Consider the following 11,168-nt stretch of genomic DNA (forward strand, 5'->3'; position numbering starts at 1 on the left):
CGAGTGCGCGGATGCGCGTGAAGTTGAACGGAGCGGACGTGAAGCGAGAGTCGTCACGAGCGGGTGGCCGGCGGCTCGTGCGACGGACTCCCGTCGCGAGCCGCCCCGCACGACGCGCGGACGACGAGTCGCGGCTGCAGCGCCACCTGCCGAACGGCGGGCGGCTCGGTCGCGCCGAGCCGGTCCAGGAGCAACCCCGTGGCCAGCTCGCCGAGTTCGTGCTTCGGCGGGGCGACCGCCGTCAGCGGCACCTCGGCCAGGGCGGCGATCTCGTCGTCGTAGGCGATCAGCGCCAGGTCGTCGGGCGTGCGTAGCCCGCGCAGCCGCAGGCGCCGCGCCAGCTCGATCGCGTCGTGGTCGGAGTGCACGAGCGCCGCCCTGGTACCCCCGGCCAGGCAGCGTTCGATGAAACCGTCGTAGTGCCGGGCGGCCTCCGCCGAGCCCAGGACGGGGCGTCCGCCGTCCACGACCGGAGCCGACGGGTCGAGGCCCAGCGACCGTACGGCCGCCGCGTGGCCCTCCCGGACCGGCGCGGCCGTGGGACCGCCGTTCGTGTAGAGGCCCACGCGGTCGTGGCCGAGCGCGCCGAAGTGCCGGACCGCCGCGTACGCGCCCTGGCGGTGGTCGGAGACGGCGAACTCGCAGGAGGCGTAGGGATCCTGCGGCTCCCGCTCGACGAGCACGAACGGCACTCCGGTGTCGCGGAGCCGGTCGAGGGTCGCGGCGGGCGTGCGGTGTCCCTCGGCCGTGGTGACCAGCAGCCCGGTAGCGCCCGAGGCGACCAGATCGTCGATCCGATCCATGTCGCGCGGCTCCGCGTAGTCGGTGAGGCCGATGATGACCCGGGCTCCCCTCCGGGCGGCGACGCTCCGCACCCCGGCCACCAACCGCGGGTAGTGGTACCTCATCGAGGGCACGAGCAGCCCGAGCACGGGACCGGCCTCGGCCGCCGGCGCCGCCCGGAGGGCCCGCGTCCGCTGCCGGAGGTGCACCCTGTTGGGAACGCCCCGCCGACTCGCCAGCATGGCGCCACCCCGGACCCGGACGACCTTGCCCGCCTCGGCGAGCTCGGCGAGGTCACGGCGGACCGTGGCGCTCGACACCTCGAGACGCGCGGCGAGTTCGACGATCCTCAGGGCGCCGTGTGCCGCGAGTTCCCTGAGCAGCAGCTCGTGGCGCTGTGCGACGAGCAGGTCGGCCATCGGACCTCCGGTGAGCATGTGTTGAGCATCCTAGGCGAACATTGTCGAGGCTGCGCAGAGTGATGCTTTGTGGTGGATGATGGCGCATCTCTGCGCAACTGCTGGTGACCTGCTGCCTGTTGCGGACCCCCGGCGCGCGGCGAGCGCCTGCCGCAAACGAGGCCGGCAGACGGAAGGTTGGCGGCGCGCCACACGTGACCATCCCCACAGACGGGCATGACCCTGGTCGGTCCGGGTAAGCGCGGGCCGGCGCGGCGGTCCGCAGGACGACTCGCCCGGGCCAGAGCGACCCGCACGACCCGGTCGCGCGCCGCGTCGGCGTGTGGCCGCACCGTTCAGAGGAGTTACCGACCATGTCCGTTCAGCACCGTCCCGGCTCGCCCATCTACGACTCCCTCCTGGAGCGGCACGGCGACGTGCTGGCCGACGTGCGCGCCGCCGTGCTCGAGGTGCGGCGCGCCGAGCGCCGGTCGCTCGACTTCTCGGCGATGACTCCGCCGCACCCGAGGGGTGGGAGCGACGGGCCCGAGGAAGCCTGGACGGACGCGGACGTGTGAGTCCCGGCGGGCCCGCTCCGGCCGAGTCGGCCCGCACGTCACGGGAGTTGGGCGACTCGGGTGGCTACGCTTCTGTTGACCACCACGGCACGGCTGACGGAGGAAGCGGATGGAGATCGACACCTCGAAGGCGCACTCGGCCCGGGTGTGGAACTTCTGGTTGGGCGGCAAGGACTGGTACGCGACGGACAAGGACGCGGGTGAGCAGATCACCCGCGTGTATCCGGGCATCGTGCGCACCGCTCAGTACCAGCGGATGTTCCTCTCCAGAGTCGTCCGCTTCCTGGCGGGGGAGGCGGGCATACGGCAGTTCCTCGATCTGGGCACCGGCCTGCCGACCGTGGACAACACCCACGAGGTGGCGCAGCGCGTGGCCCCCGAGTCCAAGATCGTGTATGTCGACAACGACCCGTTGGTGCTCGCCCACGCCCGTGCGCTGCTCACCAGCACCCCCGCCGGTGAGACCGCCTACATCGACGCCGACGTGCGCTCCCCGGAGGCGATCCTGGAACGGGCCGCCGCGTTCCTGGACTTCTCCCGGCCCGTCGCCGTGACCATGCTCGGCATCCTCGGACACATCCCCGACGAGGACCGGCCCGCCGACATCGTGCGGCGCCTGCTCGCCCCGCTGCCCGCGGGCAGCTACCTGGCCGTCAGCGACGGCACCAACACCAACGCCACGCTCAACGAGGCCACCAACAACTACAACGCCCGCCTGGCCGGCGACTACACGCTCCGCAGCCCCGCGGAGGTCACCGCCTTCTTCGACGGGCTGTCACTTCTCGACCCGGGTGTGGTCACCATCGAACGCTGGCGCCCGGAGCATCCCGTCTTCGAGGACGAGCGGCCCGTGGACGCCGTGTGCGGGCTGGGCGTCAAGCCCTGAGGACGGCGTCGAGGGGATCAGCGGGCCCTCGTTTCCTCGGCGAGGCGGGCCGCACTCCGTGCGGGCCGCCGCCGGTCGATCGCCCAGACGACGAGGGCGCAGCAGGCGAACCCTGCTCCGAGCAGGCTGGAACCGGCCCAGCCGGTGGCAGCGAACACCACCGTGGTGGCGGCCGCGCCGAGGGCGGAGCCGAGTGAGTAGAAGACCATGTGGCCGCCGATGACGCTGCTGGTGCGATCCGTGTGCGCCGAGGCGAGCAGGTGCTGGTTGCTGACGTGCGCGGCCTGGACCGTGAAGTCGAGGAGGAACACCCCGGCGGCCAGGAGCCACAGCGACCAGCGAAGCTGCGCGATCCCCACCCAGGAGGCGATGAGCAGGGCGAGCGCCAGACCGGTGACCGGGATCGCCCGTCCCGAGTCCGCCCACCGTCCGGCGCGCGCCGCACCGAGCGCCCCGGCGAGGCCCGCGAGGCCGAACAGTCCGATCTGGGCCTCGCTCAGGTGCCACGGTGCTCCGGCCAGGGGCAGGGCCATGCCGCTCCAGAGAGTGCCGAAGGACGCGAAGAGGAAGAACGCGATGAGCCCGCGGGCGAGGAACAGGCGTTCCCGGAACAGTCCGCCCAGCGACGCGACGACCCGCAGGTACCCTGCCGGGCGTCCGGTCCGCTCGTCCGCGGGCAGCACGGCCAGGGCGAGGGCCGCGACTGCGAGCGCGAGCGCCGCGAGGACGAGGTAGACGCTCCGCCAGCCCCACACCTGGGCGAGCCAGCCGGCGAGCACCCTTCCGCCGAGGATGCCGACGACCACGCCCGAGGTCACGACCCCGATGTTCGTGCCGCGCTCGCTCGGCGCGGAGGTCGACGCGGCATAGGCCACCGTGGTTTGCACCACCACCGCGAACACCCCGGCCACGGCCAGCCCCGCGAACGCCGCCCACGCCGCCTGGGCCGAGGCCGTCAGGATCATGCCCGCCGCGGTCAGTGCCAGGTGCGCGGCGATGAGCCAACGCCTGTCGAGCACATCGCCCAGCGGCACCAGCAGCACCAGTCCCGCCAGGTAGCCCACCTGGCCCGTCGCCACGATCCACCCGGTGAGTTCCGTCGGTATGCCGAGCTCGCGGCCCATCGGCTCCAACACCGGCTGGGCGGTGTAGATGCTCGCCACCGCGACACCGCACACCACCGCGAGCAGCAGCCGTCGCCACACGCCCATCACGCACCTCGAATCAGTAGCACATTGCAACCGTTTTGACGCTACGACATAATGGTTTCAATCTGCAACTCATTTGGAGGTGTCATGCCGCGCATCGCCCCGCGCGCTCCTGACTCGGGCTGGACCGACCCCCACTGCCCGGTCGCTCGCACGCTGGATCTCGTCGGCGACCGGTGGAGCCTTCTCGTCATCCGTGACGCGATGGACGGGGCGCGGTCGTTCACCGAGTTCCAGCGCCGCACCGGCATCGCCCGCAACATCCTCACCGACCGGCTCCGCAAGCTCACCGCCCACGGGCTCCTCGCCCAGCGCACCGCGCCGTCGGGGCGCCGCCGGGAGTACGTGCTCACCGACGCGGGCCGCGACCTCTTCCCCGTCGTCGTCACGCTGCGCCAGTGGGGAGAACGCCACGCCTTCACCCCCGGCGAACCCCACTCCACCCTCGTCGACCGGCACGGCGCCACCGTGCCCGAAGTCGTCCCCACCGGCGCGGACGGCACCGCGCTCGACGCCGACACCACCCGGGTGCGGAGGGTCTGAACATCGCCCGACTCGCGCGCCGACGTGTGTTGCCGGGCCGGCGGGCCGGTGCGTGCGGCACCGTGTCGGGGGTATGCGTGACGTACCGCGCCCACAGCACCCGGCGACGAGGAGTGGACCGTGCCCGACGTGGTGACCGGACAGTGGCCGCTCGGCTGGAGCATCGCTCTCTTCCTGGTGGCCGGCGCGGTGACGGTGGTGTGCAGCGTCCGACTGGCGACCCTGGGCGACGTCCTGGCCGACCGCACCGGCCAGGGCGAGGCGCTGTTCGGCGCGGTGTTCTTCGGCTTCGTGACGTCCCTGTCCGGGATCACCATGACCACCGTCAGCGCGGCCGACGACCACCCCGACCTCGCTCAACGGCGGCTCCGGGGGCGGCCCGTCCGAACCCGAGGGTGGGGGGCACCTCCATCGCGTTCGCCGGGCAGGGCGCCTACGCGAGGATGCTGCACGACACCCTCGCCGGCGAGCACATCCAGGTCGGCCAGCTCATCATCCCCGGCGCCATCCAGCCCGGACACCCGACCCAAGGCCCGGACGTCCTCGCGGGCCGGCTCTGGGACCTGCACACCCACCCCGAGGAGTTCCGCGTCTTCGCCGAGGAGCTGCCCCTGGCGTGAGAGCGGCCCGAAGGACGAAGCCTGGAGAGAGAGCGGACCGAAACCGATGAGAGCCGTTTTCGGGCGGCGCCCAGCGTTCGTTCGATCGCATGTGGACACGGTGTCGGGCCATGGCGAGGGGGACCAGGCCGCCTGGTCCTGACACCTGGAAACCACCGATCGCCCGTCGAAACCGAGAGAGCGTAGAGGTCTTCCGACAACCCCCACACTCCTGTTCCCCCTCCGGCCGACGCGTCCGCTAACTGCGTCCTCACCCATGACCCCAAGTTCGACATCCCACTGCTCCGCCTCGCCCCCGACCTGCCGATCGGCTACGTCGGCGCCGGGATCATCGCCCACACCAACCTGGCCACCGGCCGCCCCCTTTCGCAGGGCGGTGGTCCCAGCCACCGCCGGGTGACCGAGCTGGCGGTGGCCAGCTGGTGATGGTCCCGGAGGCGCGCGGGCCAGCACGGAACGGGCGCCCGGGGCGGGTCAGACGCGCAGCAGGACCTTGGTGGCGCGGCGTTCGTCCATGGCGCGGCAGCCGTCGGCGGCCTGGTCGAGGGGGAGGGTGAGGTCGAAGACCTTGCCGGGGTCGATCCGGCGGATCAGGTCGATGAGCTCGGGCAGGAAGCGGCGCACCGGGGCGGGGCCGCCGTGGAGGTGGACGTGGGAGTAGAACGGCTCTCGGCCGGGGAGTTCGACGCCGTGGGCGACGCCGACATAGCCGACGTGCCCTCCGGGTCGGGTGGCGTGGATGGCCTGCGTCGTCGACTCCTGGGTGCCGACGGCCTCGACGACCGAGTGCGCGTCGAGTCCGTCGGTGAGCTCCTTGATCCGGGCCACGCCCTCGGCGCCGCGCTCGGCGACGATGTCGGTGGCGGCGTACTCGACGGCGAGTCGCTGCCGGGCCTCGTGGCGGCTCTTCGCGATGATCCGCTCGGCGCCCAGCTGCCTGGCGGCGAGGGCGGCGAGGGCGGCGAGCAGGCCGACGGCGCCGTCGCCGACCACGGCGACGGTCTTGCCGGGGCCGGCCTCGTCCAGGGCCGGGGACAACATCGCAACGTCGCCCTCAAAAACCCGGTCCACGACTGGGGTTACCTCGGCGGGTTCGGCGACGAGATCAACTGGGGCAACGACATCGTCCTCGTGCCCTGGCTGCTCCCCGACCACCTACCGGCGCGCGTTCCCCAACCCCACGCGCGAATCCCCGACCGCGACCGGCGACGAACAAGGAGCCTTCCGCCCCGGCGCCGGCGTGATCGCCGTGAACGCGCGTGTGGACACTGACGCGATGGATCAGCTTGAGCGGACCGTCGAACTCGTTCGCGACACGGTGGGGCCGGAGCTCGTCGGCACGTACCTCCATGGGTCTGCCGTGCTCGGGGGGCTCGCCCCGGCCAGTGACCTGGACGTCCTGGCCGTCACCCGCAGGAGTCTGGGGGAGCGTCAGCGGCAGTCGCTGCTGGAGGGGCTGCTGGAGATCTCCGGCCTGACGTCCACCGTCCGGCCGGTCGAACTCACCGTCGTTGTCCAGTCCGAGGTGCGTCCCTGGCGGTTCCCGCCGGTCGGGGACTTCCTGTACGGCGAGTGGCTGCGCGCTCCCTACGAGGCAGGCGGAACTCCACGGCCCGGCCCCATGCCGGACCTGGCCCTGGTGCTCGCGATGGCCCTGGCGGGTGATCGCCCCCTGACCGGCCCGCGTCCTGCCGACGTTCTCGACCCGGTGCCGCACGCCGACCTGGTCCGGGCGAGCGTCGCGGGCATCCCCGAACTCCTGGCCGAGCTGGGACACCCGCAACGTCCTGCTGACCCTCGCACGCGTCTGGACCACCCTCGCCACGGGCGAGATCAAACCCAAGGACGCCGCCGCCGAATGGGCCCTCGCCCGCCTGTCCCCGGAACACCGCCCCGTCCTGGAGCACGCGAGGAACCTGTACCTCACGTGCCACTACCAGGACGAGGCGTGGAGCGATGAGCTGAAGAGCCGGGTACGTCCACACGTCGAGTACACGCTCACCAGGATCAACGATCTGCGCCGCAGGCAGGAGTGACCGGATCGTCGTTGTTCGCGCGGCTACGATCGTCTGACTGTCGCGAGACGAGCCGGCGAAGGAACAGCTGAGGATCACCGATGCGACGATCACCCGGATCGGACAGGGCGTGGAGTTGAACCACCACCGAGGTCAGCGTGAGGCCGCTCGCGACCTGTTCACGGAGATCTGGGACGACATCGGCGGCGAGCAAGGTGACCCGCTGCACGTGTGCGTCCTTGCCCATGCGATGGCCGACGTGCAGGACGATGTGCACGAGGGGTTGTCTGGGACCTGCGGGCGCTTGCCAGCCCCGCCCCCACCGCCGCCGAGGACGGCGGCTGCGAGTGTGACTGTGGTGACGACTGGTGCTCGGGCACGTGCGCGTGCTGCGTCGACGGCAAGCCGTGCTGGTGCACCCACACCTCGGCGGGGTGCGGACTGTTCTTCAACTACCCGTGCTACGACACCTGCTGAGGATCGTCTCCAACAGCCCTGAGGGGCGAAGGCCTCGCCCGCTCACGCGCGTCTCTCCCGTCGGCTCGGGTCCGGGGAGCGCGCGTGAGCGGACGGTGGCGGGATCAGGTGTGGGAGCCGCGCCAGACGTGGGTCAGGTAGGGGATGTCGTCGGCGGCGTCCCACGTGGGGCTCGAGCAGTAGACGGCGTCGCTCGACGACGCGGCCACACGCAGACTGTTGTCGACGTACGGGAAGGAGAGCTCGTTCCCGCCGTCGAAGGACCAGCGCAGGTTCGTGGTGGTCTGGTTGCAGTTGCTCTGCCAGACGGCGTTCCGGCCGCCGCCCGACTCGGAGTCCGACATCAGGCACTCGCCGGAGTGTCGGTTTCGCAGCTTCTGGTACCGCTCGCCGCCATAGTCCTCCACGGTGCCGATCCAGTCCACTGCTGGGACGGGCCGCCGTTACAGGGGGCCGTCCAGACGGCCGACGTGGTTGCCGAGCCGGTGAGACATTCGCCGTTGTACGCGCTCCTGAACGTCCAGTAGGTGGCGGCGGCCGAGGCCGGGGTCATGGCGCCGGAGCCGGCGACGAGCAGGGCGGCGAGACCCGCGACGAGGGCGGACCGCTTCCGCGCAGAGATGATCACGGCGGCGAATCCTGGCGCCCGTGGCGGACGTTGGGCCGACGCGGCGGTGTACGTCCGGTGTCGAAATTGTGAGGATCGCGTCGGGTCTCCGGTGCGGACGCCCTGTGCGCGCCCGACCTCAACCCTCTATTCAAGTTTGACTAGGCGGTTTCGCTGGTCGTACCTTCGGGTCCCGGGCGAGCAGTACTCGTTCGGGGCGGGGCTGATGCCCGAGCGGCGTGATGCCGGGGATGTCCGTGACATGAAGGGGTGGAGGACTGGTGACGGAACCAACGACGCTGGCCAACGAGACGATGGTGCCGGTGCTGCCGTGCGCGAACCCGGAGGAGACGCTGGCGTTCTACCGGGCGCTCGGCTTCGAGGCCACCTACCAACAGACACGTCCGTACCTCTACCTCGCTCTCGTGTGGAGCGGTGTGGAGGTGCACTTCGGCCGAGCACCACAGGGCCACGACCCGGCCCGCGAGGACGGCGGCTGCCTGGTCATGGTCGACGAGGTCGCCCCGTACCACGCCGCCCTCACCCAGGCCATGCGCGCCGCCTACGGCAAGGTGCTGACCAAGGGGCTTCCCCGCATCACGCGCTTCCGCCCCGGCCAGACGCGGTTCACCCTCGTCGACCCGTCCGGTAACTCGCTCATCTTCATCCAGCGGGACGAGCCGGCCGAGCTCGAATACGGCGGTTCGAAGGAGTTGCAGGGCGTGGCCCGAGCGCTCGACAACGCCCGCATCTTCCGCGAGTTCAAGAACGACGACCGGGCGGCCTTTCGAACCATCTCGTCCGCACTGCGCAGGCACGGCGACACGGCCCCGGCCCTTGACCGAGCCCTTGCCCTGGCTACCCTCATCGAACTCGCCACCGCGCTGAACGAGCAGGACAAGATCGAGGCATGGGCCCGCGAGCTGGAGCGGATCGACCTCACCGACGCGGAACGCAAGCGCGTCGCGGCGGAACTGCGCCATGCCGAGGACCTCACACAGTGGCTCACCGAGCACGCTCCCGGGAGGGAACCGCGCAACGACTCCTCGCGGTGATCCGGCTGTTCAGCCCACGGACGGTGCCACCCGGTCCCGCCGTCTCGCTCCGCAAGGCGGCGCACCGCACACGACCGCCCGTGTGGATCGCCGACGCTCCACCCACCAGTTCGGGTTTCCGGTTCCGGTGGTCCTCAGGGGGAAGCCGCGCCGGCATCTGCACGTCGTGAGGTGATCCCGCCCGGGCCCTGCGCCGTGCCGGGGACGGCGGGAACGGAGCCCACACCACCGTGACCCCAGCGCCGAGAGGAAGGCCGGGGGAGTGGTTGGCAGTCCCGGGTCGCAGGTCAGGAGACCATCTACGGCGACACCGAAGTGCGGCGTGACGGCGACGACCTGTGGACCTCGCTCGTGGGGACGTCTCCCGTGCCGGGTACGGCGACGTGTCTCCTGCCGCTGACCTGCGGCCGCAGCTGACCTCGGTGAACGTGCCCTGCGAGGACCTGGGCCGTGCGGCCGTCCGTCTCGCCCCGACCAGCTCGGCCGCCCGGCCCGGGGCGAGCGGCACGTCCTCCTCGGCACGCGCGTCGTGGTCAGGAAATCCCCCAGGCTGCGGCGATCCCGTGAGCACAGGAGGCCGTCGCTACCCCGTCGCGGTCGGGGCGTGGCGTACTCCGACCGAGAGGTCCTCCGGAGTGTGGCGCGCGGCGTTGATCGCCAGCAGCGGTTCGCCGATGGCGAGGGGGCCGGCGCCGGTGGCGCGGTCCCAGTGGTTCTCCTCCGGACCGCGACCGTAGTAGTGCGGCCGGCCGAGCCGGCCTGGCAGGAGCAGGATCGTGCCGACCGCGGGGATGTACAGGAGGCTGGCGGTGCCGAGGGCGCAGGGTGTTGTGGACCTCGATCTCGGCGTTGCCGAAGACGGTGTAGGTGGTGGTGTAGGTGAACTCGACGGTGATCTCCACGGCGCGGTCGCGCAGCGCCAGGACCGCACGTCCGTGACGGTCCGGTTGGCGCCGGCGTCGCGCCAGGTCCGGTTGCGGATGTGCTGGCCGTTGCCCCGGTCGTTGTCAGTGGGCGCGCCGGCGGCGACGGGGAGTTGCTGCCTGGCGACCTCGAATCAGGCGTCCGCCCAGGCGGTGCGCTCGCGGGTGGTGAAGGACAGCTTGAGGCAGTACCCCGCGCCCGGCACCGGATCGTCCGGCAGCGTGAAGGGGACCGTGATCTCCCTGCCGGACAGCGGGAGGACGTCGAGGTCGTCCTCCCGCACCGACCAGTACAGAAGAGGTAGGGTCGGCCCCTTGGAGACGCGGCAGAAGGCGCCGATCGGCCGACCGCGAGGCTTCGACGCCGACCAGGCCCTCGAACAGGCCATGCGGGTCTTCTGGGAACAGGGCTACGAGGGCGCCAGCCTCACCGACCTGACCAACGCCATGGGCATCACCCAGACCAGCATGTACGCGGCCTTCGGCAACAAGGCGGACCTCTTCCGCAAGGCCCTGGAGCGCTACACCGAGGGCCCCGCCTCGTAAGGCGCCCGGGCTCTGCGAGAACCGACCGCCCGACAGGTGGCCACCGCGTGCCTGGCCGGCTCCGTCCGGGCCGCCACCCGCCCCGGCTGCCCCACCGGATGCCTCGGCGTCCAGGGATCCCTCGCCGCCGGCGACCAGGGATGCGAGGCCCGCGACGACCTCATCGCCTGGCGCAACAAGCACACCTCCCTCCTCCGCGACCGCTTCCAGCAAGCCGTCGACGAAGGAGACCTGCCACCCGACAGCGACCCCGACCTGCTCGCCCGCTACCTCATGACGGTGGCAAACGGAATCGCCGTCCAAGCCGCCAGCGGCACCACCCGCGACGACCTCCAGCAGGTGGCCGACATGGCCCTACGAATCTGGCCACCCACCGCGAGCCCAGACAAACTCGGCGGCTGAGCGGGAGTGTCATGAATCAGGTGTGGATCTCCCCGAAGGAGTCACCTGATGAGTACGACGACTGATCGCCTGATCGAGACGGCTGGCGGCGTGTCGCTTGCCGAGGTAGGCGGGAGCGCTGAGGGTA

General features: G+C 71.5%; 8 protein-coding genes and 7 pseudogenes. 9 read left to right on the forward strand and 6 right to left on the reverse strand.

All coding sequences use genetic code 11. From position 1 onward, the window contains the following. Positions 1 to 53 precede the first annotated feature (53 nt). Positions 54 to 1,220, reverse strand: a complete 1,167-nt coding sequence (locus tag E1265_RS08635) for a substrate-binding domain-containing protein (RefSeq protein WP_243740626.1) — start codon at positions 1,218 to 1,220, stop codon at positions 54 to 56. Between the two features lie 335 nt (positions 1,221 to 1,555). Between E1265_RS08635 and E1265_RS08640 the strand changes: the two genes are divergently transcribed. Both E1265_RS08640 and E1265_RS08645 read left to right on the forward strand, forming a co-directional pair. Beyond that, entirely contained in the window at positions 1,556 to 1,759 is a 204-nt protein-coding gene (locus E1265_RS08640; protein WP_132929657.1) for a hypothetical protein, read from the forward strand. A gap of 109 nt (positions 1,760 to 1,868) precedes the next feature. Further along, positions 1,869 to 2,645, forward strand: a complete 777-nt coding sequence (locus E1265_RS08645; RefSeq protein WP_132929658.1) for an SAM-dependent methyltransferase — start codon at positions 1,869 to 1,871, stop codon at positions 2,643 to 2,645. A 17-nt stretch (positions 2,646 to 2,662) separates the two neighbouring features. On the opposite strand, the gene E1265_RS08650 is transcribed toward E1265_RS08645, so the two are convergent. Continuing rightward, entirely contained in the window at positions 2,663 to 3,856 is a 1,194-nt protein-coding gene (locus E1265_RS08650; protein WP_132929659.1) for an MFS transporter, read from the reverse strand. Between the two features lie 84 nt (positions 3,857 to 3,940). Between E1265_RS08650 and E1265_RS08655 the strand changes: the two genes are divergently transcribed. The 4 genes and pseudogenes from E1265_RS08655 to E1265_RS38760 all read left to right on the forward strand — a co-directional run. After that, complete coding sequence (locus E1265_RS08655; RefSeq protein ID WP_132929660.1) at positions 3,941 to 4,396, forward strand: helix-turn-helix domain-containing protein; 456 nt, start codon at positions 3,941 to 3,943, stop codon at positions 4,394 to 4,396. A 129-nt stretch (positions 4,397 to 4,525) separates the two neighbouring features. Continuing rightward, positions 4,526 to 4,753: pseudogene (locus E1265_RS38755) on the forward strand (cation transporter); the annotation flags it as partial. After that, positions 4,752 to 5,016: pseudogene (locus E1265_RS36910) on the forward strand (dehydrogenase); the annotation flags it as partial. The pseudogenes E1265_RS38755 and E1265_RS36910, both read left to right, overlap by 2 nt. Before the next feature lie 243 nt (positions 5,017 to 5,259). After that, positions 5,260 to 5,442, forward strand: a pseudogene (locus tag E1265_RS38760) (hypothetical protein); the annotation flags it as partial. Between the two features lie 48 nt (positions 5,443 to 5,490). On the opposite strand, the pseudogene E1265_RS08670 reads toward E1265_RS38760, so the two are convergent. Further along, a pseudogene (locus E1265_RS08670) lies at positions 5,491 to 6,036 on the reverse strand (zinc-binding dehydrogenase); the annotation flags it as partial. Positions 6,037 to 6,292: 256 nt separating this feature from the next. Between E1265_RS08670 and E1265_RS08675 the strand changes: the two are divergent. After that, positions 6,293 to 7,052: pseudogene (locus tag E1265_RS08675) on the forward strand (aminoglycoside adenylyltransferase domain-containing protein). On the opposite strand, the gene E1265_RS36915 reads toward E1265_RS08675, so the two are convergent. Continuing rightward, complete coding sequence (locus E1265_RS36915; RefSeq protein ID WP_165953695.1) at positions 7,024 to 7,308, reverse strand: hypothetical protein; 285 nt, start codon at positions 7,306 to 7,308, stop codon at positions 7,024 to 7,026. The pseudogene E1265_RS08675 and the gene E1265_RS36915 overlap by 29 nt on opposite strands. A 304-nt stretch (positions 7,309 to 7,612) precedes the next feature. After that, positions 7,613 to 7,915, reverse strand: a complete 303-nt coding sequence (locus E1265_RS08685) for a hypothetical protein (protein ID WP_132929661.1) — start codon at positions 7,913 to 7,915, stop codon at positions 7,613 to 7,615. Positions 7,916 to 8,396: 481 nt separating this feature from the next. Between E1265_RS08685 and E1265_RS08690 the strand changes: the two genes are divergently transcribed. Then, positions 8,397 to 9,170 carry a glyoxalase gene (locus E1265_RS08690; RefSeq protein ID WP_243740627.1) on the forward strand — a complete coding sequence of 258 codons (774 nt, stop codon included), beginning with the start codon at positions 8,397 to 8,399 and terminating at the stop codon, positions 9,168 to 9,170. Between the two features lie 604 nt (positions 9,171 to 9,774). Here the strand turns inward: E1265_RS08690 and E1265_RS38765 are convergent. Next, positions 9,775 to 10,362: pseudogene (locus E1265_RS38765) on the reverse strand (beta-galactosidase domain 4-containing protein); the annotation flags it as partial. 46 nt (positions 10,363 to 10,408) lie between these two features. Here E1265_RS38765 and E1265_RS08700 point away from each other — a divergent pair. Continuing rightward, positions 10,409 to 11,041, forward strand: a pseudogene (locus E1265_RS08700) (TetR/AcrR family transcriptional regulator). Positions 11,042 to 11,168 lie beyond the last annotated feature (127 nt).

Source organism: Streptomyces sp. 8K308, assembly GCF_004348315.1.
Lineage (GTDB): Bacteria > Actinomycetota > Actinomycetes > Streptomycetales > Streptomycetaceae > Streptomyces.

What these genes read in the sequence shown, in the direction of transcription:
- E1265_RS08655 (WP_132929660.1), top strand. Translation starts at nt 3,941, where the DNA reads ATGCCGCGCATCGCCCCGCGCGCTCCTGACTCGGGCTGGACCGACCCC.
- E1265_RS08640 (WP_132929657.1), top strand. Translation starts at nt 1,556, where the DNA reads ATGTCCGTTCAGCACCGTCCCGGCTCGCCCATCTACGACTCCCTCCTG.
- E1265_RS08650 (WP_132929659.1), bottom strand. Translation starts at nt 3,856, where the DNA reads ATGGGCGTGTGGCGACGGCTGCTGCTCGCGGTGGTGTGCGGTGTCGCG.
- E1265_RS08645 (WP_132929658.1), top strand. Translation starts at nt 1,869, where the DNA reads ATGGAGATCGACACCTCGAAGGCGCACTCGGCCCGGGTGTGGAACTTC.
- E1265_RS08635 (WP_243740626.1), bottom strand. Translation starts at nt 1,220, where the DNA reads ATGCTCACCGGAGGTCCGATGGCCGACCTGCTCGTCGCACAGCGCCAC.